The sequence below is a fragment of the Luteolibacter arcticus genome, assembly GCF_025950235.1.
In the GTDB taxonomy this organism is placed as follows: Bacteria; Verrucomicrobiota; Verrucomicrobiia; order Verrucomicrobiales; family Akkermansiaceae; genus Haloferula; species Haloferula arctica.
The window spans coordinates 190,824-217,333 of the sequence record NZ_JAPDDT010000006.1; the positions used below are offsets into that span (position 1 = coordinate 190,824).

The 26,510-nt window shown below is 61.2% G+C and carries 11 protein-coding genes; all 11 read right to left on the bottom strand.

What is annotated here, in order from left to right:
- Positions 1 to 263 precede the first annotated feature (263 nt).
- Positions 264 to 3,434 carry a right-handed parallel beta-helix repeat-containing protein gene (locus tag OKA05_RS15160; RefSeq protein ID WP_264488011.1) on the bottom strand — a complete coding sequence of 1,057 codons (3,171 nt, stop codon included), beginning with the start codon at positions 3,432 to 3,434 and terminating at the stop codon, positions 264 to 266.
- A gap of 230 nt (positions 3,435 to 3,664) precedes the next feature.
- Positions 3,665 to 8,992, bottom strand: coding sequence for a beta strand repeat-containing protein (locus tag OKA05_RS15165; protein ID WP_264488012.1), 5,328 nt, complete (start codon positions 8,990 to 8,992; stop codon positions 3,665 to 3,667).
- A gap of 37 nt (positions 8,993 to 9,029) precedes the next feature.
- Positions 9,030 to 9,866, bottom strand: a complete 837-nt coding sequence (locus OKA05_RS15170) for a hypothetical protein (RefSeq protein ID WP_264488013.1) — start codon at positions 9,864 to 9,866, stop codon at positions 9,030 to 9,032.
- 6 nt (positions 9,867 to 9,872) lie between these two features.
- Positions 9,873 to 13,385: a hypothetical protein gene (locus tag OKA05_RS15175; protein ID WP_264488014.1), complete on the bottom strand. Its 3,513-nt coding sequence runs from the start codon at positions 13,383 to 13,385 to the stop codon at positions 9,873 to 9,875.
- A gap of 587 nt (positions 13,386 to 13,972) precedes the next feature.
- Positions 13,973 to 17,812 (bottom strand): beta strand repeat-containing protein, encoded by a 3,840-nt coding sequence (locus OKA05_RS15180; protein ID WP_264488015.1) that lies wholly within the window; start codon positions 17,810 to 17,812, stop codon positions 13,973 to 13,975.
- A gap of 600 nt (positions 17,813 to 18,412) precedes the next feature.
- The gene (locus tag OKA05_RS15185) at positions 18,413 to 19,858 is read right to left on the bottom strand and encodes a beta strand repeat-containing protein (RefSeq protein ID WP_264488016.1); all 1,446 of its coding nucleotides are present in this window, start codon (positions 19,856 to 19,858) and stop codon (positions 18,413 to 18,415) included.
- A 419-nt stretch (positions 19,859 to 20,277) separates the two neighbouring features.
- Positions 20,278 to 20,988 carry an L-ribulose-5-phosphate 4-epimerase AraD gene (gene araD, locus OKA05_RS15190; protein WP_264488017.1) on the bottom strand — a complete coding sequence of 237 codons (711 nt, stop codon included), beginning with the start codon at positions 20,986 to 20,988 and terminating at the stop codon, positions 20,278 to 20,280.
- Between the two features lie 12 nt (positions 20,989 to 21,000).
- Complete coding sequence (gene araA / locus OKA05_RS15195) at positions 21,001 to 22,521, bottom strand: L-arabinose isomerase (protein ID WP_264488018.1); 1,521 nt, start codon at positions 22,519 to 22,521, stop codon at positions 21,001 to 21,003.
- Positions 22,522 to 22,527: 6 nt separating this feature from the next.
- A complete protein-coding gene (locus OKA05_RS15200; RefSeq protein ID WP_264488019.1) occupies positions 22,528 to 24,192 on the bottom strand; it encodes a ribulokinase in 1,665 nt (554 codons plus the stop codon).
- An 18-nt stretch (positions 24,193 to 24,210) separates the two neighbouring features.
- Positions 24,211 to 25,638, bottom strand: a complete 1,428-nt coding sequence (locus tag OKA05_RS15205) for a sugar porter family MFS transporter (protein ID WP_264488020.1) — start codon at positions 25,636 to 25,638, stop codon at positions 24,211 to 24,213.
- A 27-nt stretch (positions 25,639 to 25,665) separates the two neighbouring features.
- Positions 25,666 to 26,505, bottom strand: a complete 840-nt coding sequence (locus OKA05_RS15210; protein ID WP_264488021.1) for a sugar phosphate isomerase/epimerase family protein — start codon at positions 26,503 to 26,505, stop codon at positions 25,666 to 25,668.
- Positions 26,506 to 26,510: the final 5 nt, after the last annotated feature.

A 26,510-nucleotide genomic window follows, 5' to 3' on the forward strand; every position in this document is an offset into this window, starting at 1 on the left:
CGGGGCTGGAGCCTGAACCGGCTTGAACGAAGGGACATTCTCATCGATTCCACGGGTTGTTGGAGCGAGCGCTGGCGAGGCGGAAATTGGCGCCTCGGCAAGCTCCGCAATCCAATCACAAGCGCCAGGTCCGGACCATGGAACTTCCGCCCAAAAGGATGGACGATCTTATCGGTGCCGGTCACCGTTTTGGGCTTTGGCCCCCGCCTCAAAGGCTTTGGGCGCGGTCGGCTCCAGGCTGAGGTCCTCTCGGGAGGTTCGGGTTATTGGGGCGGCTCCGCGGCGGCGAACCGTACGAATCTCGCCGGGTCCGTGCCCATGGGAAAGCTGACTGTTATGAGGTCGGGGTCCGGTCCGTTCTCGTCCACGGTCCACGTCACGACGCCGGAGATCCCGGCTGCCGCACCCATGGGAACATCGGTCCAATCGGCAAGCGTGGTTCCATGTTGGAGGATGAGGTTGGAAAACGCTTCGGAGTCATCGCGGCGATGGAGGGTGAGGACGAAGTTCCCATTCGCGGTTGAGAGTTGGGGGAGAATCTCTGGATCGGAAGTTGTTGGATCTCCGTCGAGGACGAATTCGAGCTGATTCACGATGCCGTCGTGATCCGGATCGGCATCGGCGCGGCGGTCATCGCCCGTGATGGCGGCAAAGTCCTCCAGCCACACCTCGTAGGCGGTGCCGAGGGAAGTAAGGCTGAGATTGTCGACATAGCCGTTGGACGTGAGACGGACATATCCGCCCACCGCGTCCTCGGGAGCGACGCCGAACTGGGCGTCGGTGACGGTGAAGATCCAGTCATTGCCGGGGGCCGCACCATTGAGGTCTATCCAAAGGCGAGAGGCCAAGTTGTAAGCCGACAAACTGATCGTCCGGTTGCCACCCATGCTCTCGCCGACGGTGATCTTGAAGCGGTGCCAAGCGGCGCTGGCGGTGACGGGGATGTTGAACTGCGTGCCGAAGCCGGCTTCGCGATAGATGAACCTCTTGGTATCGCCATTGATGCCGAACTGCATGCCGCAGTCGGCGTGCTCGAACAGTCCGTCGGCGTCGGGGTCGCCGAGATATCCCACGCTAACGGAGTGGCCGGTGAAAGCATCGAACACGAGGGTGTTGATCGCGCTCTTCCGAACGATTCCGCGCTTGCCGCCGATGTAGGAACCAGAGGCGCCCGACCGCAGGGCTTGTCCGCCGGGGTATTCCCCGCTCGGGGAAGTCGTGAAAATGTTGCCGGCGTTGTCGGAGGTGGAGCGCGACCAGCCCTGCTGGCCATTGAAGGGAGCCCCTTGTCCACCGTTGGTCGCGGCGATGTTGCCGTTGGTGTAGCCTTGATCCGTCTCGAAGCTGAGGGTGCCAGGGGCGGGGGGCGGGAATACTCCCACGACCGCCGTCGGTTCGCTTTCCGTGCCAAGTGGCCCGATGGAGGCGACGCGAAAGTATCGGGACTCACCCGAGCTGTCGGAATACCTGGGTGAAGTGAGACCGGCGGCTAAGACCGTCCACGGGCCGTCGGCGGTGGCGGCGGTGTGCACGGTGTAGCTGGCGGCGTTGGCAACCGGCAGCCATGTTAGGGAAACGGCGCCGGAGGGATTGGTTGCTGCCAACCTGACCGGCGGCACCGCGAACGGGTGATCGGCTTTTACGCCGATCGTTTCGTAGTGCAGCCGCGCCGGATCGAAACCCGCTACCCAACTCAGGTTCGTGAGCACGTGGCCCGTGCTGTCATTGGTGCGGTAAGCGCTGCCCTGGCTATTGCGCACGTCGATGTCGGTGAGCTTCTGGCCGCGGGTGTCGTTGTCGAGGAACACGGCATTCGGGGCGTAGTCGGTCATCGAAGAATGGGCCCGGGTGTCGTCGATGATCAGTTGCTCGATGGTGTTGGAAAGATAGGGCAGATCGTCGCTGACCCCCCAGCCGTAGACCGGGGCGGTGTCGCCGGAGTCTTGGCAACAGCCGCGGATCCTCAGGTGGTGGAGGTGGTTGTCGTAAACGTAAATGTGGTTGGGCGGAATATCGACGTAGGCCCCGAACGCGACGGCGTAGCGCGGGCTGTCGTGGATCACGGTGTACGAGATCTCGTGGCGGTTGACTTGGGTCAATTGGACGCCGGCACCGTGCCCGACGAGTTCGCCCACGTGGTGGATCCGACAGTTGTCCACCGTGTTGAGGAATTGGACATCGCCTTCGCCGGGATAGCGACCTTCGAAGAAGAATCCGTGGATGCCCGTATGGTTGACCAGGCAGCGCTGGAAGGAATTGTTTTGGTTCGCCGCGTAGGAGTGGAACGCCGAGTAGCCGGTATTGCTAACGATGCAGGAATCGAAGCTCAGGTGCGCGGTATTTTCGAGGAAGACGGCCCCCTCGCGGTGCTGGGGCATCGACGCCTGGCGGTCGTACTGCGGATAGAGATGGGTTTCTCCGGAGCCGCCTGCGCTCGGGTAGGCGTGGCGGAACCAACCGGTGAAGTCGGTGTATTCGAAAGCGAGCCCCTCGAAGCGAAGGTGCTCGACCCGTTGCGTTTCGCTTTCGCCGGTGAGGGAGAGGATGCGGCGGACCCGCGGGACGATGATGTCCTGGTCAGCCACCGGCCCGTCCATTGGCCAGTAGTAGAGTTTTCCCGCGGCTTCGTCGTAGTGGAACTCGCCCGGTTCATCGAGCAGGGCGAGCACTCCTTGGATAAAGAAGCGGGAGCCAGTGCCGGGAGTGCCGTTGTTGGTATTGAAGATCGAATAGCGGGTGTCCTCCGCCAAGGTGATCTTGCGGGCGGCGGGGTCGATCGAGGCAATCGGGACCGTGTCGGTATACCAGGCGATTTTACCGCCGGGCCAAAGGTGGACCTGGGCATCAGTTAGATCCCAGCCGGTGGGATCGAGCGCGCCGTCGGCATACTGGATTTCACGGAGGGAGCCTTGGGTGCCGGTGGCGCGGAGGTAAGTCGCGCTGGCGGTCGGTAACAAGGGATCGGGCGCGAGGTTGGGGAAGCGAGCCTTGCGGGCGCGACGGCCATTCTCAAAGAGGGTGTGAAATGCCGGCAAGCCGAGGTTCGCCACCATGATTTGCCCCTGCCACGGCTGCCACGAAGTCACACGCTCGCCACCTAACAGGCGCGCCGAACCGGGCTGGCCGGTGGCGCGATAGATGACTTCATGGCCATTGGTGCCGGAGTCCGAGGCCGCGAAGTCGATGGGAGCGGTGACCGGGTAGTCGCCCGGCGCGAGATGAACGATCAGATCCCCTGTCATCCCGGCATTGACGGTGCGGACCATCTGGCGGGCGCGGTCAAGAGAGGCAAAGGGCTCGCTTGCGGTGCCCGGGTTTGCATCATTTCCCGCCGGAGAAACATGAAACCCGCCGGCGGGTGGGGCGTCAGCGCGGCTGGGTAGGGACGTGCCGAGCAGCAGCAAGGCGAGTATCAATGCATGGCGGATTGGCATCAGGAAATTTGGAAATAGAGCGGAGCCCGTGGGTTGATATTTTCAACGGCGAAAGAGAGCGAGGAGCCTTGCAGGGAACCAAGTCGGGCGAGGGAGGCGTTCTCTGAATGCCCCTGTAATCTCATCCCAGGCGCGGGCTGGGGACAATGGACTTTCCTCCCGAAAGAATGGACGATCTTATCGTGGCTCTTCTCGCGCCAGTCCCGAGGGTGCTTCATGCTCGTCTCGTCCTAGGGCGAGATCTCCACCCGGAGGCGGGCGAACTTTTTGGCGTCCGGTGCCCGCGGGATCGTGAGCGTCACCGTGTCGGTGCCGTTGAGGTTGTCGGTGACGGTCACCCCGGCAGTGGAACCGGCGGTGTTGTTGCCGACGGTGTAAGTGGACGGCCACGCGGCGAGCGTGGTGCCCACGTCGATGAAGACGCTGGTATCCACCGTCTTGGAATCCTGGTCGCGCAGGAAGGTGAAGACGAGGTTGCCTCCCGGAGTGGTCAATTTGGGAAGCTTGCCCAGATCCTTGGTGGTGGCCAGTCCGCCGAGGACATACTCGATGGCGTTGGGGACGCCGTCGTTGTCGAAGTCCTGGTTGGCGGCCTGCGAAGGCGCGTTCGTGCCGGCCCAGGTGCTGTAGCCTCCGCCGCCCGGATTGGCTTCGAGCGTCACCGCGCCGCTGTCGGCATAGCGGATCTTGAAGGTATTGAGTCCGGTATTGAAGGTGGCTCCTTCCGCCAACCCATTGAAGGTACCGCCAAGCGAGCCGGTGTAGGTGATCAGCGTGAGCTTGGTGCCGGAGGCGATCGTGGCGGGAACCCCGGCGATGTCGGTGATGGCGAGGGTTCCACCCAGCGTGACGTTGCCGGTGACGTTGACGACATCGGCGGAGGGGGTGCCGGACGAATCGATTTGGGCACCGAGGGCGGCACCTGAAGGCAGCGTGAGGGCACCGGTGGCGAGGGACTCGATACCGCTGGTGCCCGGAGCGATGGTGCCACCGGATTCCAGGACCACCGCGCCGCTGACAGCGCCGGTGCCACCGAGGGTGGCGGTGGCTTTTACGGTGATAGTGTTGGTGCCGGTGGCGGAGCCGCTGAGGTTGTTTGCCAGCAAGGCACCGCCGGTGACGGATGTCGCACCGGTATAGGTGCTCGCACTCGCGAGGATGAGCGTGCCGCTGGTGGACTTAGTGAAAATCCCCCCGTTGTTGAGCTGGCCCAGATTCCTGAGTGTTCCGTCCTTCGCGTTGAATGTGACGGGGTTGGCGGCTCCGATCGCGAACCCGCCCATGTCGAGTGTGCCGCCATCGAGATTAATGGTGGCGAAGCTGTTGGCGGTGGTGCCGGTCCTGGTGATATTGCCGCCCAGGGTAGCGGTGCCGCCTGTCAGGTTGATCTCGGCGTCGGCGATGTGGGTTCCGGTTGCATTGGCCATCGCGATGCCGCCGATATTCGCGGTGCCGCCGCCGATATTCAGGGTGCCCGTGCTGGTGGCGGTTCCGGTGCCCGTTTTCGTCGCCAGGACAATGCTGCTGACATCCAGAGAGCCCGAGTCAAAAGAGAATGTGGCATCACAGCCGGAGGCTCCGGAATTGCCTGTCCTGACAGCCATCGTGAGAATTCCGAGCCGCACGTTGGAGGAATGGCCCGTCAGGTCCACCGTTCCCGACAGGATCGCGCCCGTTGCCTGGGGGGTATTGACCACGTTCATGGTGGCGCGTCCGTCGATGGGATCGGCGGCCGTGCGAATCTTGAGCGTGCCGCTGTCGGTGTTGAATTGGATCGCGCCGCTGGCCCGCTGGCCGTTGGTGGGACCCGAGCCAATGGTGACGGTGTTGGCATTGATGGTGTTGGTCGTGTCACCGAGCTTGAGTGTCTGAACCGAGGCGTGACTCGTGGTGCCGCCGACATCGAGCGTATCAGCAGTGACGGTGCTGGTTTTGGCAAGGATGACCGTGGATGCACCCGCGCTGGTGCCCTCGGACGCACCCAGCACATCGCCCACGCGGAAAGTTCCCCCCGTTCCCAGATTGGCGGTGAATGCCGACAGGCCGCTCATGTCGAGCTTGGCGGCGTTGTCGACGGTGGCCCCCCCGCTGGCGCCACCCACCTGGAACGTGCCGCCGGGATTGCTGACAGTGAACTCACCTGCGCCGGTGATCGTCGCCAGCGTGGTGCTGGCGTCGGCATTCCGGCCAATGGTAACGGGGCCATTGACGGCGAGGATCTTGCCACCCGCGATGCTGATGGTATCGGCATTCGTTGAGTTAGAATTCGACACCGTCAGCCCCCCAATCGTCTGATTGAAGGTGCCTAAATCGAGCGCGGCCGGAGTGGTGCCGCTGCCGGTGGAGTTCAGGGCGACCACGGCGGCCGTTGGCAGGGTATCGTCGGCACTGATGGCCAGCGTGCCGCCATTGATGAGGGTGGCACCGGTGTGGGGAGCCACGGTGGTCAGGGTCAGCTTGTTGGCACCAAACTTGGCCAAGCCGAGATCACCGAAGTGATTGACCGGGTCGAAGGAGAAGTCGCCGCCGGTGGTATCGATTCCCAATAAGGCTCCGATATCGAAGGCGGCGGGGTTGTTGAGGAGCAAGTCATCAAGGTTGCTCTGGGCGAATTGACCCGCACCCCCGGCGTTCACCACCAAGGTCGCGCCATTGGCAATCGAGATTCTCGAGTAGTCGTTGGCGGGCACTGACGCGAGCTGTTGAAACTGGAGGATGCCGGCGCCGATGGTGGTGGTGCCGCCGTAAGTGTTGCTACCTCCGAGGATCCAAGTGCCCGTGCCGTTCTTCACAACTGACGTCAGGTTCGTGCCTGGAGCATTGTCAGGGATCCCACCGGAGAGCACACCGGTGCCCGTGCCGGTCAGAGTGAGGGTCTTGCTATCGGCGCCGGTGGCGGTAAGCGCACCGGTGAGGGTGAGGACGCCGCTACCCGATTGATCGATGGTGCCGCCGCCAGTGGTTCCGGCGAGATTGATGACGCGGTCGGAGGTATCTCCGGGGCCGGTGTATCTGAGGGTGGCGGTGAAGTCGTCCGAGCCGAGGTCGATGGTGCCGGCTGACCCGGTGGTCACGTCTCCGATGGCGCTGGGACCGCCATTCACGGACTTGATCGAGTTGATGCTCAGGATGCCGTCTCTAACACGGGTGGTGCCGGAATAGGTGTTCAGTCCGCTGAGGGTCAGCGTGCCGAAGTTGTCCTTTATCAACGATCCGGAGCCGCTGATGACGCCTGATAGCGTCTGGTTGGCGGAGGAGTTGTAAAGAAAGACGCCCTCATTGGCAATGGTCCCCGCGAAGGTGCCATTGCCGAGTCTGCCCGCTTCGCCGATTTCGAGCGTGCCACCGAGAATGTCGATATTGCCGGTGAAAGCGTTCACCCCGGTGAGGGTGAGCTTGCCGCTGCCGGATTTGGTCAGTGCGCTCGCACCGCTGACGACGCCGGAAATCAGTTGATCCGAGTTGCTGGCGTATTCGATCGATCCACCCAGGACGCTGGTGGGGCCGGTGTAGGTCAATGCACCCGTGAGGACCAGCGTGCCCGTGCCCAGCTTGGTGAGGCCCAAAGCATCCGCTTCACCATTGGTGTTCGCGATGTCGCTGGCGTAGGTGAAAGTGCCGCCGGCGTTGGTGGTATCGATGCCAAGCGCGGAATCGTTCAGGAATCCACCCGAGCCGTTCCCAAGCGCCTTGAGCGCATCAAGGTCGGCGGATGTGAACTCGCCTGCGCCCCCGACGCTCACGGCGAGGGTGCCGCCGCTGCCGACAATGAGATTGGTGGCGTTCCAACTGGCCGGAGTGTTGTTATAAAGCGAAACCTTCTGCGGAAAGAGCGCGACGCCACCGCTGATCCGGGTGGGACCGGTATAGGTGTTGGTGCCAATTAGCGTTAACACGCCGGTGCCCAGCTTGTGCAGGCCAAGGACATTCGCACCGCCATTCGAGTCGCCGATGTTGCTTGCGTAGGTGAAGTTCCCTCCAGCATTGGTGGTATTGATGCCGAGCAAGGAACCGCTGAGAAATCCTCCGGCGCCCGTGCCAAGTGCTTTCAAGGAATCGAGGTCGGCGGCGGTGAACTCACCGGTGCCACCCACATTCACCCCGAGAGTCCCGCCGCTGTTGACGATGAGATTGGCGGCTGTCCAGTTGGCGGGCGTGTTGTTGTAGAGTGAAACCTGCTTCGCGAACACGAGATTGCCGCCGTTGACGGTGAAGGCACCGGTGTTGGTATTGGCAGCGGACAGAGCAACGGTCCCGGAGTTGTCCTTGATGAACCCACCGGCACCGCTGAGGACGCCGGAAAGGGTCTGGTTGGCCGTACTGTTGAAACGAATTGTGCCTGCATTCGAGATCGTCCCGGCATAGGCTCCGTTTTGTAACTGGCCCGCACCATTGATTTCAAGTGTTCCTCCGGTGATCGTGGTGGCACCCGAATAGGCATTGACTCCGCTCAGGGTAAGTGTGCCGGCAGTGGTTTTCGTCAGGTCGACCGTCGTGCTGTTGCCGCCAAACAGATTTCCCGCAATGATCCCGCCAAAACTGCCGCTTTCAACGGTCAGGATAGACGTACTGGCGACGGCATTCTTGGTGAAGCTCCCGAGCCCCGTCAAATCACGGACAAAGGTGCTGGAACCCGCGAGCAGAGACACAACGCCACCGGATTTGATTTCAAGATCATTGTTGTTGGGATCCAACAGCGAGCCGGCGAACAGGGCTAAATTCGAACCGCTCTCCACCACGATCTTGCCGGTGAAGGCGTTGAAACCCGCTCCGCCAGTGCCGATGGTCGTGCGGCGATGAGGAGTCAAGGCAACCGCCCCCCCGTTCGGGCCAAGAACCACGGTTCCCGTTCCGGAGACGTTGCCCGAAATGGTGGTCGAGCCCACATGGGTGTCCACGTTGAATTCCGAGCGTTTCACTACAAGCGTGCTGCCCGCATTCAAGGTGACGAGGCCGGTGGAGAGGGAGCGGTTTGCCGTTCCAAGCAGATCGAGCGTCGCGCTGTTGCTGGCGCTCACTGAAAGGGTGTTGGCAACTGCGCCGAGCGTGCCGGTGGTGCTCAGGGCCAAGGTGCCACCACTCAGTGTGGAACCGCCCGCGTAGGTGTTCGCTCCACTCAGGGTCAGCGTTCCAGCGCCATTCTTGATCAAGCCGGAAGTTCCTGCGAGGACGGCAGTGATGTTGGCGCTCTTTCCCGTGCCGAGGTCGCCCACGGTGATGGTCGGGGTGCCACCGACCAGGGTGAGGATGTTGGTGGCGCTAACATTGTTATCGAGAAGCCAACCCGCGGCGGTGGCGGTGTCGGTGTCTCCAAAGTTCAGATTCCCGATGGTGCGCGCAGTGTTCAGATGGACGATATTGTCCGTCGTTAGATCCAGCGTGCTGAAGTCAGCGGTTGATCCAGAGCCATCGGCAATCGCGGCAGCCGACCAGTTGCCGGTGGCGCTCCAAAGACCGCCGGCCGTGGGATTCGTCCAAGTGCCGCTCGCGGCGTTCGAGTGGAGCGAAGTGGAACCGAAAAGAAGGCTTAGGTGGATGAAACGAGGGGTCTTTTTCATTGGGTTTTGGAGGCAGGAAATTCAGATCCGAAAAAAACTAACGTGGCGGACGCTCGTCCTTAGCGGTTTGGGTGGGGAGCTTGAAGGGCTCGTGATCGACCACGGTGCGCACGGCGGGGGCGATCGCACCGGGCGTGACGTGAATGATGAAGATGCGACGCAGGGTCTTGAGATACTGGACCTGCCGCTCGACGAAGGGCATCCATTCCTTTCCCTTTCCCTTGGCCGCCATGGCATAGAAATTGGTCTGCCCCATGTGGTACTCGTTCAGGTCCTTGACCATGGGCACCGAAGTGACCTTTCCCGCGGGGAGGCTGAGTCTGGTTGCCCCGGCCTGCATCCCCATCTGCGCGGTGGTGAGGTTGATCACCCTGGATTCGCCGAATGGAAACGCTCCGGCCGAATCATCCACCGCGAGAAGGTGATAGGGCACCTTGGCTCCTGCCGCCGTGGGGGCGACCACCAAGATGCAGCGATGCACCTCAGCGGGAATCACTGCCGTCGCGAGCACAGGTGGGTTCACCTTAGGATCTGCGGGCGAAGGTCCGTAGATCGAGATCGTGTTGTTCACCACCTCGATCTGCCGGGGTGCCGACAATCCTTCTGCGATCAGATCCAGCTTGTTGAGGCCGGTGGACGGCGTTCGCACCTGAAGTACTGCATCCGGATTCGTTGGATCTTGGAGGACGGCACGAATCTCAATGGTACGGGCGGCGGTGACGGTAGCGGAGACTTTCACCTTGATCTCCGCGGTTCTGATGGTGGCAGCGGCGGCATCGGTTTCGACTCTAGCAGCCCCAGGGGTCTGGGCGGATGCCGCCAAAGAAATTCCGAGCAGGCCGAAAATTGAAACGAATCGTAAGTAAGTTTTCATGGTGATTCAGATTTCAGAGGGTGAGAGCCAGCGAAAAGACATGACCTTGAGGCGACGGCCAAATTTGAGATTCACCGTACTACTGGAGACATCCGATTGGTAGATGTTCGTCGCCGCGCTATCGGCCGGATCCACATATTCTGGGACGCGTTGGACAACTGCTTCGGCGTAGGCACGGGCGATGACATCGCCGTCCCCATCGGTCGCCTCGCCGCAACTGCGGATCACGAAAGTGTCCGAACGGACGGTCGCGGAAGGTTCCAGAAGGTGCATCAGATCACCTTGGCTGATCCAGCCGGGCGCACCTTCCGCCGGATTATCTCCGGTAAGGGGGCGGGTCTTGTAGTTGAACAACGGGGCGCCAGAGATGTCCTTCGCATCGAAGTCCTCCGATTTGAGCAGCACCTGATTGAGGAATGTCCCGTCGTGGTTGATGCCGGATTTCTTGATCGCGACCTGAAGGGCACCGGCACGTGTCATCTCGGAATCCGCGCCGATCCTTCGGTTCACGAATTCGGAGAGCGAGAGAAATGGCCCCCGTGCGCGGACTTGGTCGACGATGCACCCGGCCAACTTTTCCACTTCGGCCGCAGAGAGTTCGCGGTATCCGTTGAAGTCCCGGGTGCGCTCGTTGTCGATGTCCGCGGCGGAGAATGGCTTGCTTGTCGAACCAGCAACCGGGAGGGACATTGCCATGATCGGCACATCGGCCGGTTTCTCATCCTTTAACTGACCGCTGGCCGCCCACAGGACGTTCACTTCGCTACCGCTCATGGCCGACAGCATCGCCTTCCATGCTTGAACGCTGGTGGAATTGACGTTGAACGGCCCTTTCACCATCTGGCAAAGGGCGAGCTGCTGGTAGGCATCAGCGGAGGGAGTGGATCCGGAGTAGCACTTGCTCGCCATCGATTCCGCGGTCTCTCCCTCGGGCAACCAATGCTGGAAGCTCTGATTCGGCAATGCGCGGGCACCCGCCATGAAATCGCGGAATACTTGGGCCGCGCCGACACCGGCGGCGGGAGCCAGAGTGGAGAAATAGAATTCGTCATATAGCGCGTCGTTCGCCAGGATCGAGTGGTCCAGCAGGGGGTAGCTGACACCGTTAGCCTTGACCGAAGTGGTGGCCATCATCGGCGAGACCGACGAATTGGCCACGGGTTGGACGAAGGCCGGTTGAAAGGGAGTAGTCAGCGCATTGGACCGGCGGAAATCGGCAATCGACTGCAGCGGTCCAGATGGCAACTCGAAGGAAGCGCCGGATTTGATGCCCTTCATTGAGGTGTTGCCCGTTAGCGCAGGGGTGCGAGTTCCATTGATTTCGAACACGTCATCGATCTCTCCGGGCAGAGGCTGGAAGTTTAGCTCGCGAGAGAAGTTACCTGCGACATCGTTCTTGAGTTCCAGCTGTTCGACAGGGCTTGCGAAATTGTCGAACAGGAACGGCTTGCCCGCCAAGCGTCCGTCCAGCAACGAATTCACCCCGGATCCCGGTGTCCGGCTGCCGGTTTCATATACCCCGCCATTGGAGGTTCGGGCATAGGCCGACAACATGCCGATGGTTTTGACCTTGGCCTGATGAGCAAGCGGTTTGGTATTGGGTTCGTAAAACTCGGTGGCAGACATTGCTCCCTTTTGTGGGAAGCGCTTAACGGCACCGAAGCGCTTGTCGAGGGTCAGTTGATCGTTATAGACGACGACGATTCCTCCATACTGCGTCCCTTGGATGGTGGCATAAACCTTGAGCCGGTCGTTGGGTGCGGCCGGGGCGGCGGGCTGCATCAAGCCGAATTCGCAGTGAATCGTGTCGGCGGGTTCCGCCAGCTTGATCACGAGTGAGCCAGGGGTGGTTGACTGGGTATTGGGATTGGTAGGAACTGTGGAGTAACCGGGGACCATATAGTCACAGTCGTATCCCACTCCTTTTCCAGCAAAGCCGGGTTTGGCCTTTACCGGGTTGACTGCGCCGGTGCCACTCACCCCGCTGGCATTGTTACCATTGTCAAACAGCGGATTGGTGGAATTCGGCATGAACTTCAATCCTGGATCGACATAGGGACCACAGACCAAGGTCTGTCCCGGCTGCATGGTAATAGGCTTGCGAGTGCCGCTGGCATCCGGGCTCGTCCAGTTGGAGATGTCCATGGCGAATGATTTCTCGCCGCGGTTCGAAGGGGTGATGCGCAAATCGCCGATCCTCGCCATCTCAGCGCTCATAGGGACATTGTTCACATAGAATTTGATTCCGAGTGGCAGGTTTCGCATCACCACCTGCATCTGGTCGAACTCCAGTACCACATTGTAAGGGTTGTGAAGCGTGACCAGCGGTGTATTCAGCAAGTGCATCAGATAGGGCATGCTCGGCTTTCGGGTGAGCAAATGTTCATCACGTAACACCAGGCTGACGAGGAACTCTACTTTTGCGATGACGGGAACAGGGGCGAAACCGACGGGTGCCTTAAGAGCAAATTTCGCATCGTTTATGTTGATCTTCTCTTTGGGGGCAACCCGGAAGGTGGGGGCTGTATCCGGTTTGATGAGATCTTTGTAGGTCTTGTGGTAGCTTGCGAGGGCCGACCAGTTAGGGTCGGACGGGGCGGTAATTCCGCTGGTGGATTCGAAGAGCTTTTTTCCGGCGTATGCCGGAGGCAAGGCGGAGGCCTCGAACATGGAGGTGAGGTCCTTTTTGATCCCGCCATTCCGCACATCGGTCAACAGCCCAAGCGAATAGGGAGTGATATCGTTCCGGAATTTTTTAGGAATACCCGTATCTTTAGCGAACAATTCCGTCTGGTTGAAGTCCACCAATTTGCCGGCCGCGGTTTTCGCTTCGCCGAACGAGTTGGCCGTGTCGTCCTTTGGAAGGAAGTCCAGCATCTTTCCATCCGCGTCACCAATGACTGAGACCTCCGGTCGGTTTCCGGACAGCAGTGCCCGCTTCTCCGCCATGGACGAGTTTAGGTCTGGATCCCGGTAAGTGCCGATTCTTGCTTTCACGGCCTCATCTGAGACATGCCATGCATAGGCTCCTGCCGGCTTTCCGTTGTGGGCCACCAGAACCCGCCCGGCTTTTATCTTCGGAGCGTCCGGCCCGGCTTGTCCCAGCGAGCCCTCTCCCACCAACTCGATCGTTTGGTCCTGGTAATCCGTCTCCCCGTAGGTGGGGTTGGTGGCCGCTTGAGGGTCGGCATCGGAAACCAGCCAACGCTGAAATCGCTTCGACTTTTCCCCTGCGTAGTCCGGGGAAGCGTTGGAGAAATCCTTGATCTCGCCAAGAACATCCCAAGAACTCCAAACCCCTGTAAGATTCGCCTTCTTTGGTTCTTCGGAGTGAAGTTCGGAGGTCGCCGTGACCGCCTTGTCCGATCCCGCGCACTTCTGCAAATCTCCGATTGCCAACATGAGGGCCAACCGCGCATTGGCCCGGGCTTCGGCCATAGCGGAGCCGGACGCGCTCTGACGAAGTGAGATTGACGAAAGGCCCAATAGTCCCACGGCAATCACGGTGAGCAAAGTCATCAGCATGAGTACCACAATGATGGCGAAGCCCCTCTTTCGCGAGAATCCCGAACGGCGTGATGCCAAGTTCGTAAGGCCCGGTCCCAGCGGGTGAGTGGCCGGGTTGGAATCAGCGACCCTCGGGCCACTCGGTCGGAGCGATTCGCGTGACGAAAGATTTTTCATGAATACCGCGTTTTTTGAGCGGGAGAGCGCGCTTGTAACTCCATTGAATACACCACAGCCGCGAGGTTTGGGCCATGGACGTTCACCCCAAAAGGATGGATGATCTTATTGGGGGAAGCCTTTCTTCCATTCGCCTCCGCAGGGCCATGCCGCTGGGGAAACTCGCCCGGAGTGAACGGTAACGTTCGACGAACCTGCACCCGCGTCATGGTGCGAAACCGGCACCGGGGCGTTGCGTGATCTATCGCTGCCACGAGAAAGCGATCCATCGCAAGCTTTCCGAGAATATCCACCAGCGCCCACGTCGATGCGACGATCTGCCCCTCTCCTTCGACAATACAAACGCCGCGCGGATTACTCCGCGCGGCGCCGTTCCTTCCCTTCTTGACCTCGACGGGAAATTCTTGTCCGGGCTTCCGGGCTCAGGGCGAGATCTCCACCCGGAGGCGGGCGAACTTTTTGTCATCCGGTGCCCGCGGGATCGTGAGCGTCACCGTGTCGGTGCCGTTGAGATTGTCGGTGACAGTCACCCCGGTGGTGGAGCCGGCGGTGTTGTTGCCGACGGTGTAAGTGGACGGCCATGCGGTGAGGGTCGTGCCCACGTCGATGAAGACGCCGGTATCCACCGTCTTGGAAACCTGGTCGCGCAGGAAGGTGAAGACGAGGTTGCCACCCGGAGTGGTCAAGGTGGGAAGCTTGCCCAGGTCCTTGGTGGCGGCCAATCCGCCGAGGACATACTCGATGGCGTTGGGGACGCCGTCGTTATCGAAGTCCTGGCTGGCGGTCTGCGAAGGCGCGTTGGTATCGGCCCAGGTACTATAGCCTCCAACTCCCGCGACGGCTTCCAAGGTCACCGCCCCGCTGTCGGTGTAGCGGATCTTGAAGGTGTTGCTGCCGACCGCGAAGGTACTGCCCTCCGCCTTGCCGCTGAAAGTGCCCGTGAGCGAGCCGGTGTAGGCGATCAAGGTCAGCTTGGTGCCAAGCGCGACGGCGGCCGGGACTCCGGCGATGTCGGTGACGGTCAGAGCGCCTCCCAAGGTGACGTTGCCCGTGACAGTCACTACGTCGGCGGAGGGACTGCCCGAGGAATCGATCTCGGCGGTGAGGGTGGCGCCGGAGGGCAGTGTGAGTTCACCGGTGGCGAGCGATTCGATGGACGCGCCGGGAGCGAGGATGGCACCGGATTCCAAGACGACGGCCCCAGTTACAGCGCCCGTGCCGCCGAAGGTGGCGGTGGACTTGACGGTGACGCTACCCGTGCCGGCGGCAGAGCCGGTGGCGTTGTTCGCCAGCAGGGTGCCGGCATTGACAGTCGTGGCACCGGTGTAGGTGTTCGCGTTGGTCAGCTCCAGAATTCCAGCACCGTCCTTGAGAAGGCTTTGGCCGGCTGCAGTGTTAGTCAGCGCTCCGGAGATTCTCGCCCGGTCGGTGCTCAAGCTGGGGTTGTCGAGGACGGTGACGGTTCGAGTATTTGTTCCCGATGACCCCAGATTGATCGCGTTCTGGAAATCCACAAGATCGTCCGCAGTGGAAGAACCGAAGATCAGCGACTGGCCCGAATTCATAAAGCTGGAACCTGAAGCTGCCCAAACTTGGCTTGCGGTGCCACCGTTCAACTGGATGATCAACACTCCGCCCTTCGCGGCGTAACCGCCACCGATCGGGTTCACAGCAAGACTCCCGATATTCACATTTCCCGCCGCGGTTCCCACAGTGCGGCTGAAGGTGCCGTTGCTTTGGATTACCCCCCCGCGAAGTTGCAGGATACTGGTGGAAGGGAGGCCGCCGCCGGTCAATGCCGTCTGCAGCACGCCCCCGCTGAGGGTCGTGTTGCCGGTGTAGGTATTGACTCCCGTGAGGATCCAAGTGCCGCTGCCGCCTTTGTTCAGCCCGCCAGTCCCGGTACCGATGATGCTGGCGAGGTTGCCATCGCCGGCACCGGTCAGGGTAAGGCCCAAGCCTGCAGTCGCGCCGGTGATGGTGCCGGTGTGGGTCAGGTTCAAGGTGCCGGTGGTCGAGCCGACCGACGAGGCACTGCCGAGGGTGATCAAGCCGGTGTAAGTGTTCACGCCGCCAACGTTTTCCAAAGCGCCCTTCGACGCGAGGCCGCCACCATTCAAGGTTAGTGCGACGGCTGTCGTCGTGGAGATCCCCCCTTGCAGTTGCAGCGCTCCACCGCTGGTCACGCTGACGGCGGAGGTGGTGGCACCGACACCGGTGCCCAGCGCGCTGTTAGATTGAAGGTTCAACGCGCCGGCACCCACCGTGGTCGCGCCGGTGTAGGTGTTGGCCAAGTTTAGAACTGCGGTGCCCGCGCCCAGCTTGGTGAAGCCGCCGGTGGTCTGGTTGAGCACCTGATCCACAGTGAAGACGTTGGCGGCGTTGTTGATGTCCAGCCCCACGAGTTTGGTGGCGGTGAACGAGGCGGAGTGGCCGAGGCTGGTGAAGTTGTTCAGCGTGGTTCCGGTAATCTGGAGGTTGCCGCCGTTGAAAATCAGGTCGGATGGGGCACCTCCCAGATTGGAGGCTGCTCCGACACTCAGGGTGCCAGCGGTGATCGTTGTCGGGCCGGTATAGGTGTTGGTGCCGCTGAGGACGAGGGTTCCCACGCCGGCTTTGGTCACGCTGCCGACCGCTGCCCCTTGGGAGGCTGCCCCGCTGATGGTCAGCGTCTCATTCGAGTTGGTAACCGAAAAAGTGCGGGTCAAGGCCGTCCCTGTGTTCAACTGCAGATCAGCGCTGATGGTGTTGGCTCCGGTCGCGGTGGTGGTGTTGCCCGCCGCGGTGAGAATGAGCTTGTTGCCGCTAGTTCCGCTGATTGTGCCGTTGGTCAGGGTCGTGATCTGTCCAATGGTTTCGCTAAAGCCTTGCAGATCGAATGTGCCGCCCGTGACGTTTACGATTCCCGTATCCGCGAGCCGCTCCGAGCTGCCGATCTGCAACGTGCCTGCGCTAACCGTCGTCGTGCCGGTGTAGGTGTTTGCACCGCCCAGGGTGAGCGTGCCGGCGCCGAGCTTGGTCAAATTCAGGACGCTGCCACCGGTGTGATCCGCGATCACGCTGCCATAGGTGAACAGGCCGCCCGTGGCGTTGGTCGTGTCGAAGCCTAGGATCGCTCCCGTCTTGAGACCGGTGGTCGTCGTGCTTGCTCCCAAGTGGCTGCCATCCAGCAGGGTATCCAATGCCGTGACGTCGAAGTACCCGGAGGCGGAGTCACCCAGGCCGAGTCCCAAGGTCGCGCCGGAAGCCACGCTGATGTTCGCCGGGGTCCAACTGGTGGGGGTGTTGTTATACAGGGAGGCTGTTCTGCCAAACACCAACGCACCGGAATTGATGGTGGTCACGCCAGCGTAGGTGTTGGTGCCCGAGAGTGTCTGAGTACCGGAGCCGACCTTGGTCAGGCTGCCAGTTCCGCTGAGTGCGCCCGAGTAGGTTGCCGGCGTGGTGTTGCTGCCGACCGTGAGAGCCACTGCATTGATGGCGTCGTCCTCCAATACCAAGTTCGTACTCGCATTGAGACTGCCGAACGTGAAGGCATGCGTGGCCACAGTTGAGTCGAAAACCAGCGAGCCCAAACCTCCCGAGTAGATGCTGCTCTGCAGCGCGAGGCTGTTGGAGAGTTTCAATGTGCCGGCATTGATCGACGTCGCCGATTTGTAGGTGTTGGCCCCCGCAAGTGTCAGCGTGCCGACGCCGTTCTTGATCACGGAAATGGAATCGGAGGTGGTCCCGGTGCCGATGACTCCTTTGATGCTCCAGTTGCCCACACCATCAAAGATCCAGTTTGCCGTGGGATTGTTCCCCCCACCGGCGAGCGTGACATCGGATTCAAGGGTGCCGACACTTGTGGGCGAGTTATTTAAAAAGGTAAAGTTAACCGCAGAGGTAGGAGCGTTGGCGGCCAGAACGAAAGCGGTGCTTGCACCGGCACCATCACCCAGGGTCAAGTTTCCCGCAGTGGATTCGATTTGAACCACGGTCGAGGCCGTAGTTCCCGCGATTCGCAATACCGTTGACGCCCCGGTGTGGTTCACCTGCACGTCGGTAGCTTGGTTCATCAGTATTCCCGGCAGGGAGACGGTCCCAAGACCGCCGGTACCGAATCCCGTGCTGAACGTCACGGTGTTGAAAGCGCTGCCACCGTCGAAGAGCATCTGATCGCCGGTGGTGGGCACGCCGTTGGGGGTCCAGTTGGCGGCATCGTTCATGTCGGCCGTGGCTCCGGTCCACTGCTTCGCTGCCGCCTGTGCCGTGCCCGACACGATCGGAGCAGCTATGGCGGCGACCCCCAGGCACCAACAAATAGAATGGCGGCGCGAGGACACAACGGCGGCGAGTTTCAACGGGATCGCGGGCGCAATTCGCGCTGATGAATCGGAGGGCGGAGATCCTGGGAGGACCGAGCGAAGGAACAGGTTCATGAGTTTTTTTTGAGGTTCGGGATTTGGCGAATTTAAAGGCAGCACGTGGGGCGGGAATCCGCGCTTCAGACTTGTCATCCAATCACAAGCGAAGGCTGCGGAGAATGGAGCTTCCGCCCAAAAGGATGGACGATCTTCTCGAAGGTCTGCGCCGGTTCGCTCCCGGTGCCGCCTTGGCAGTGGTGGCAGCTAGCCCCGGCGGAACCATGCTTTTTGAGAATAGGTGGCAGGCTCACGCAGCGATCTGCTTTATGCGAAATCAACGCCGCGCGGATTGCTCCGCGCGGCGTGATTTCTTCCCTTCTTAACCTCGACGGGAAATTGTTATCAGGCGAGTTCCGCGATAACGGGGGGCGGCCGGTGCCTGTGGGAAAATGAGCTTCAGCGTGCCGGTGCCGTTGAGATTCGGTTACGGGTAATCCTGACGTGGAGCCGGAGGGATTATCCGCGGCGGCGGCGAAGCAACATGAGAAGACCTAGGCTGCCGAGGAACGCGGGGCCGGGCTCCGGAATGGCCATGACCACGAGGTTGAGGCTGCTGATTTCAAAGTAGGCCGCCTTTCCTGCGCCGAGGTTATAAGCATTGCCGATCCCGAGGTTGTTGAGGTTGGAGATGCTGATTGTGGCTGATCCGTTAATCAGTGTGTAGGTCCCAACGGCCACGGAGTTGTCCAAGCCGAAGAGATCCGCGACGCCGAAGCTACCAAAGGTCACGCTGCTTCCGGTGACGGTGAGCGTTTGAGTGGGATTGAAAACGAAGTTGGCCCCGGCGTCGAAGTGAAGGGTCCCAGCGATGGTGCCGTCGCCACCGATGGTGCCGGTCGATCCGACGGTGACAGCCGTGTTGCCGAGCGCTCCGGAGACCAGCAGCGTGCCGGCGGAAACCAGGGTGGCACCGCTGTAGGTGTTGTTGCCCCCGAGGGTAGCCATCCCCGAATCCTCTTTGGTCAGGCCACCGCTTCCGGTCTGAATCGCGGAGGCGACGGTAGTATTGCCGGCGCCGCCGATGGTGAAGGTGCCGGAAGTGCCGGTGATGTTGCTCGTCGCAACCGTCAGCACCTGCCCGCTCGTAATGGTGTCCAGACGACCTCCGCCTGCCCCGATGGTGAAGCCGCGGGTGTAGGTGGCACTGTTGCCGGTGTAGGAAAGGGTGCCTTGGCTGGCTGCGCCTCCGAGGATGACTGCGGAGGTGGCGTTGCCCAGATTACTGCTGCCCCCGCTGACGACAATATTGCCGGCGCTCAGTGTGCCGGCGTTGATCGTGGTGGCCGAGGTGTAAGTGTTGGCCCCATTGAGCGTCAGCGTGCCCGCTCCATTCTTGGTCACGCCGGTCACGGCGGTGGGACCGGCGCCTTGATTGATCGCGCCATCCACCTGCCATTTGCCGATACCGTCAAAAATCCACTGGACGTTCGAGCCTGAGCCGCCGGGAACAAAGGTGACATCCGACTTGAAGGTGCCCGTGCTGGTGGCCGAATTGTTGCGGAAAGTAAGATTGGCAGAGCCGTTGGTCGCCAAATTGAAGGCACTTCCGCCACCGGTGCCGTCACCAAAGGTGAGGTTGCCCGCGCCGCTTTCCATCTGGATCGCGGTTGCGGTGGCGTTGACAAAGCGAAAACGGTTGCCCGCGGTTCCGGAGCCGATGATCGTCACATTGCTTGTTTGGGCCGCGTTGAGTTGAATTCCAGTGACGCTGGCCGTGCCAAGGGCATTGGCGGCGGGAATGATTGCACCGACGGTCAGGTTGCTCGTGACTGATCCTGGCGAACCGTTAAAAAGGATCTGATCGCCCGCAACGGGCGTACCGCCGGACCAGTTGCCGGACGTGTTCATGTTCCCATCCGTGCCGGTCCATGTCTTCGGCGCGGCCTGTGCCGTGCCCAACAAAATGGGACAGCTTGCAGCGAGGATTCCCAGGCACCTGCGGATCGAATGGCGCCGCGATTGCGTGGTAGAAGACTGAAGCCCGGGGAAGACGCAGGGAGGGGGCAAATTCATGGAGTTTGACGATGATGGGAGCGTCTAACGGCGTAGTGGGAATTCACGCTTCGGTAGGTTCCACATTCCATCACAAGCGCAGGTCGTGGGGAATGGAACTTCCGCGCAAAAGGATGGACGATCTTATTGGGACGCGTCCTCGTCCTGGCTGGGAACCCCGCACCACGACAGTGGAAACAGATCGTTTATCTGGCGGGCCTGTGCAGCCGCAATCAACTACCGCTGCTTTTCAAAAAGCATGTGGGCATGTCCACGATGCTAGCAAAAAAAAGGAGACCAGCCCTCATTAGGACGGCTGCAAGAATTGCTCAATCCGGTAAGGGACGATTCACTTGACCGTAGTAAGCGCTGGAGCCGTGCTTGCGGAAAAAGTGCCTTGTCCTCAGATACGCGGGAGCCGCCTCGGCGGAAGGATTGAGTAAAAGCGTCTTGAGGGCCATGTCGGCGATCGCTTCCAGCGCAACTGCGGTTTCGATGGCTTTGGCGGCGGTGACTCCCCAGGCGAAGGGGCCGTGGTTGCGGACGAGGACGGCGGGCAACTCCAGCGGATCGATATCCCGGAAGCGCTCGACGATGACCTTGCCGGTTTCCCATTCATATTCTCCGCCGGTTTCCTCTCTCGTCATGGCGCGGGTCACCGGCACCGGCCCGTTGAAATAGTCGCAATGGGTCGTCCCCAAGCACGGCAAATCCATTCCAGCTTGGGCGAAGGCCACCGCATTGCGCGAGTGAGTGTGCACCACCGACCGGACGCCGGAGAAGTGCCGGTAAAGATAGCGGTGGGTGGGGGTATCGGAGGAGGGGCGCAATGAGCCCTCGATGACATTCCCCTCGAAATCAAGCACGACGATGTGATCGGCGCGGAGGTCGCCATAGCTGACGCCACTGGGCTTGATGACGAACACGCCGCGCTCCGGATCCGCTACAGAAACGTTGCCGAAGGTGAGGTCAACGAGGCCGGTCGTAGGCAGGTCGAGGTTCGCCGCGAGGCATTCCTCTTTGAGTGCGGAGAAAGTCATGGGAAGGGAGGGTCAGCCATGAATCCCTTGGGCGAGATGATAGTAGAGATCCGCCTGGCGGAGTTCGGTCTTGTAGGCTCGGAGGTGAGTATCCGCTTCGATCACGCTGAACTCGATTCGCGCGATCTCCGCGAAGTCCTCGAGGTGTTCGCTGGTCAGAGCGTAGGAGAGAGCGGTGTGGTGGGCACCGCCGGCATGGATCCATGCGGCGGTGGCGATCTTGAGATCGGGCAGCGGTTTCCAGAGCACGCGGGCGACGGGGAGCTTCGGTAGTTCGTGTGCTGGAGCCACGCAGTCCACTTCATTGACGAGGAAGCGGAAGCGATTTCCGAGATCGATGACCGACGCGTTCACCGCGGATCCGGCGGGGCAATCGAACACCATGCGGCACGGGTCATTCTTGCCTCCGATGCCGAGCGCGTGGATCTCGATCTTCGGCACCGCGGCGGAAATCGACGGGCAGATCTCCAGCATGTGGGAGCCGAGGACCATCGGGTTGCCTGGATCGAGGTGATAGGTGTAGTCCTCCATAAAGGACGTGCCGCCCGGGAGGCCGTGGGCCATGGCTTTCATAACGCGGACCAGCGCGGCGGTCTTCCAGTCGCCCTCGCCGGCGAAACCGTAGCCGTCCTCCATCAGGCGCTGCACTGCCAGCCCCGGGAGTTGCTTCATTCCGTGGAGATCCTCGAAGGTGGTGGTGAAGGCGGTGAATCCTCCATCCTCTAACAAGTCGCGTAATCCGATCTCGATGGCGGCGGAATCGCGCAGGGATTGGTGGCGTGATGCGCCACTCTTCAACTCGGCGGTCACCTGGTAATGGCTTTCGTAGAGCTCGCAGAGCTGGTCCACCCGCTCCGATGCCACGGCGCCGATTCTCGCGACGAGATCACCGATCCCTAAGGTGTTGACCTCCCAACCGAAGCGCATTTGGGCCGAGACCTTGTCGCCCTCCGTGACCGCCACGTGGCGCATGTTGTCGCCGATGCGGGCGAGCTTGAGCTGCCGGGATGCGTGCCAGCCGCGGGCGGCCCGGGACCAGGTGGCCAAGCGTTCATGGACTTCGGGATCCTGCCAGTGTCCCACCACCGCCTTGCGGGGCAGGCGCAGCCGTGCGCCGATGTGCCCGAACTCGCGGCCGCCGTGGGCGGTCTGGTTCAGGTTCATGAAATCCATGTCGATCGTTTCCCACGGAATGTCGCGGTTGAACTGGGTGTGCAGGTCCGCGAGCGGCTTGCGCAGGAGTTGCAGACCTTCGATCCACATTTTCGCGGGAGAGAACGTGTGCATCCACGCGACAATCCCAATGCAGTGAGTGCTGGAGTTGGCCTGGACCGCAAACTCCGTGACCTCGGCAGAGGATGTGAGAACCGGCTTGAAAACCACCCGATGGGGTAGGGTTCCCGCGGCATTCAAGGCATCGACGACGACCTTGGCGTGGTCGTCGACCTTGGCGAGCGCCTCGGGACCGTAAAGGTGCTGGGAACCGGTGACGAACCAGATTTCCAAAGCGTCGAAGCGATTGATGGAGGACATGGTGGTTTAGAGGGACTGCCGGGCCTTGATGGAAAGAAGGTCCTTCATGACGTGGCCGAGGCTGGCGGACTCCGTGACGCCGCCGAAGGCATCGTGCAAACTACGGTAAAGGTCGTACAATTCCTGATAGACGTCCCGGTTGCGGGGGATCGGGCGATACGTGGTGTCCTTAAGGCCGGTCATGGCGGCCTGCGCGGTGGCGAAGTCCGGGTGCGCTCCCGCGACGACGGCTGCAGCGATCGCGGAGCCGAGGGCGCAGGCCTGGGAAGAACGAGACAGACTCATTTCGCAGCCGGTGACATCTGCGTAGATCTGCATCAGCAGGGGATTCTTCTCCGCGATGCCGCCCGAGCATACGATGCGCTCCACGGGCACGTCATGGTCGCGCAGGCGGTCGATGATGACCCGTGCGCCAAAGGCCGTGGCCTCGATCAGGGCGCGGTAGATCTCCGCCCGCGTGGTGTAGAGGGTCTGGCCGAGGATCAATCCCGTGAGACGCTGGTCCACGAGGATGGTGCGGTTGCCATTGTTCCAATCCAGCGCGAGCAGGCCGGCCTGGCCCGGTTTCAGCGCGGAGGCATCCGCCGTGAGGGGTCCGTGGAGGTCGCCGTCTTCCAAGACCCCTTCGACGAACCATTTGAAAATATCTCCCACGGCGGATTGGCCGGCCTCGATGCCAGAGTAGCCGGGGAGGATCGATCCTTTGACGATGCCACAGATGCCGGGAATGTCGGCGACGGTTTTGCCGGCGGAGACCACCGCGCAATCGCAGGTGGAGGTGCCGATGACCTTCACCAGCGTTCCCTCGTCAATGCCGCAGCCGATGGCTCCATAGTGCACATCCATTTCGCCAATGGCGATGGGGATGCCCGGAGCGAGGCCGAGCTTGTCCGCCCATTCGGGGCAGAGATGGCCGGCAATGGCGGAGGCGTCATGGGCTTTCGTGTAGAGCCGGTCGCGAAGGCATGACAGCGCAGGATCGAGGGCCGCCAAGAATTCCTGGTCGGGCAGGCCGCCCCACTCGTCTGCATACATCGCCTTGTGACCGGCCATACAGACGCCTCGGCGGATGACCAGCGGGTCGGTGACACCGGCGAGCACCGCGGGGACGAAATCCGCGAGTTCCACCCAGGACCAAGCGGCTTCGAAGACGTCGGGATCGACCTTGAGACAATGCCAGATCTTCGCCCAGAACCACTCGGAGGAGTAGGTGCCGCCGATCTTCGCGAGATAGTGCGGGCGGAGTCTCCGTGCAGTGGCGGTGATGGCCGCTGCCTCGGGGATGCTCGTATGGTCCTTCCAGAGCCAACAGTGCGCGTTTGGGTTGTTAGAGAAGCGCGGATCGCTGGTGAGGGGGCGATTGTGCCGGTCCACCGGCAGGGGACTTGAGCCAGTGCCATCCATGCCGATGCCGATGATCTGATCCTTGGAAAAGGAGGGCTCGGCGATCATCGCGACGTCCAGCGCGAGCTGGGTTGCTCTTTCGAGGACGTGGAGATAGTCAGCGGGATTCTGGCGGGCGAGGTGGTGATCCGCGGGATTGAGGATCACGCCCTGGTTGCCGGAGGGATAATCAACCACCGCGGTGCCGACTTCCCGGCCGTCGGAACAGTCAACGACGAGGGCGCGGGCCGAGTTGGTGCCATAGTCGAGGCCGAGGGTGTAGGGCATGGCTTTCCGGGAGGATTCTCAATCGACCAATTCCTTTTCGATCTGTTCCAGAGTCTTACCCTTCGTTTCAGGAACGCGGAGCAGGATGAAGACGAAGCCGGCGGCGCAGATCGCGGAGTACAGCCAGAAAGTCATCGCCGGGCCGAGCGCCTCATTCATCGCCGGGAAGGTGTAGGTGAGGATGAAACAGGCGATCCACAGGGAAGAGACCGCCACCGACACCGCTGCCCCGCGGATGCGATTGGGGAAGATCTCGGAGATCAGTACCCAGGTCACAGGAGCGAGCGAGAACGAGTAGCAGGCGATGGTGGCCAAGACCGGAATGACGACGCTGAGCCCGGTGAAATGGAAGTGGTAGGCGCAGCCGATGAGGAAATGGAAGATGGCGATGCCGGCGCACCCGACTGTCATCAGGATCCGCCTGCCGAAGCGGTCCACCGTCTTGATTGCGATTAAGGTGAACACCAGCATCACGACACCGGTGATCACGATGTTGACAAGAATGGAGCTGACGCCATAGCCGGCGGCGCGGAAGATTTCCTCGGCGTAGCTGAAGATTACATTGATGCCGCTCCATTGCTGGAGGACGGCAAGCGTGCAGCCGATAAGGAGAATCCTTAGCATCTTTGGCTCCAGCAGATCCCGGAAACGCACGTGTTGAATCTCTTCCTCGCTGATGGTCGAGATCACGCTTTGCGTTTCCCGGTTCGCGTAGTCTTCACCGCCAATGCGCTTGAGGATGTCCCGAGCCTTGTCCGCCATCCCATTCTTGATCAGCCACCGCGGGCTTTCAGGAATGCAGATCGCGCCAACGAGGAAGACCAGGGAGGGAAGGGTCACTGCCGTGAACATCCATCGCCAGCCGAATTGTCCGTTCCACGAGAGGCGAATGGCCTCCGCGGTCGCCGTGTCTTCCACCCGCTCCGCGATCAACAGGTTGGCCACCTGAGCGATCAGGATTCCGATCACGATGGTCAATTGATTGATCGACACCAGTTGGCCGCGCATTCTGGCCGGCGCGACCTCGGCGATGTACATGGGCGAAAGGTTCGACGCCATGCCGATGGCCACGCCCCCAATGATCCGCCAGAAAACGAATGCATTGAAGCTGAACGCCCATCCCGTGAAGACCGAGGACACGGCGAATAACACGGCCGCGAGGATCAACAGCTTCTTGCGCCCGAACTTGTCGCTGAGCCCCCCGGAAATGAGAGACCCCAGAAGACAACCGAGTAGGGCACAACTATTGGCCCAGCCCACCATCTCCGCATTCGTGAGCTGAAAGTATTTTTCGAAGAATGGTTTCGCTCCGCCGATCACCACCCAGTCATAGCCGAAGAGCAATCCCCCCATGGCGGCGACGAGCGAAATACGCCAAATGAAGCCGTAGTTGAACGGGGTAGAGTTATCCGTGTCGGACGACGAGTCTGCGGGTGCGAGTATCATTCCGGGATCTTGGGTTGGAATGCAGATTCAGGAAATCATCGATTGCCAGAGGCGGTCGGATTCCTGCTTCACGAAGGTCGCGTCCTCCCATGGATCAGGAAATGAAGGCAGCCAATAGCCCGAACTCATCGCTCCGAATTCGGGACAGGCCCAGAGCGTCACGCCTTGGTTCGCTTCCTCTTGGAGCCAGCAGTGGAAGGCGGCCTCCAGGAGGTCGAACCAGTGCTTCGCCCATTCCGTCATGCCTCCATCGGGGTTCGTCGCGGGGATCTCGCAGTGGTGCCCGTTGAAAGGTCGGAGGTGGATTTGCCGGGATGCCTGCAGCAGATCAGGCCTCTCCAAGAGGCGCTCGGCGTAGGGCGGCACCAAGTGTTTGACCGTCGCGAAATGCGAGAAGTCGAAGGTCAGCCGGATGGGCATGGAACGCTTCTGCTCATAGATCTCCGCGATTCGCCAGGTTTTCTCCGGGGTCTCCGTGCAGGTGCCACGGTGGGTTTCGAGATCGAGAATCAAGCCGAGGTCATCTGCCACGTCGTTCATCCGGATCCACAGGGCCGCAGCTTCCGCCGGTTCCATCGAATGATCGCCCAGTTGGATGTTGATTCGCTCAGGTTTCAGTGGGGCGAAGTCCTCGAGCCGTTGGACATGGTTTGCCGCGTTGGCGTCACAGCCGCCCAGGAAAGCCAATCCGTGACGCGAGCTTGCTTCCGCGAACTCAGGCTGCGCGAACCATTGGAAGCCGTCGAAACCGGCCTCCTTGATTGTGCCGAGCTTCCGGTCGAGGCTCCATTCTTCCGACTCGCTGCCGTTCGGATAGTGAAGCAGCGTCCAGAGGCTGGCAAAGTGTTTGAGGCGGGCCGGAGCCACCACGG

What these genes read in the sequence shown, in the direction of transcription:
- OKA05_RS15170 (WP_264488013.1), bottom strand. Translation starts at nt 9,866, where the DNA reads ATGAAAACTTACTTACGATTCGTTTCAATTTTCGGCCTGCTCGGAATT.
- OKA05_RS15165 (WP_264488012.1), bottom strand. Translation starts at nt 8,992, where the DNA reads ATGAAAAAGACCCCTCGTTTCATCCACCTAAGCCTTCTTTTCGGTTCC.
- OKA05_RS15200 (WP_264488019.1), bottom strand. Translation starts at nt 24,192, where the DNA reads ATGCCCTACACCCTCGGCCTCGACTATGGCACCAACTCGGCCCGCGCC.
- araA (WP_264488018.1), bottom strand. Translation starts at nt 22,521, where the DNA reads ATGTCCTCCATCAATCGCTTCGACGCTTTGGAAATCTGGTTCGTCACC.
- OKA05_RS15175 (WP_264488014.1), bottom strand. Translation starts at nt 13,385, where the DNA reads ATGACTTTGCTCACCGTGATTGCCGTGGGACTATTGGGCCTTTCGTCA.
- OKA05_RS15205 (WP_264488020.1), bottom strand. Translation starts at nt 25,638, where the DNA reads ATGATACTCGCACCCGCAGACTCGTCGTCCGACACGGATAACTCTACC.
- OKA05_RS15160 (WP_264488011.1), bottom strand. Translation starts at nt 3,434, where the DNA reads ATGCCAATCCGCCATGCATTGATACTCGCCTTGCTGCTGCTCGGCACG.
- araD (WP_264488017.1), bottom strand. Translation starts at nt 20,988, where the DNA reads ATGACTTTCTCCGCACTCAAAGAGGAATGCCTCGCGGCGAACCTCGAC.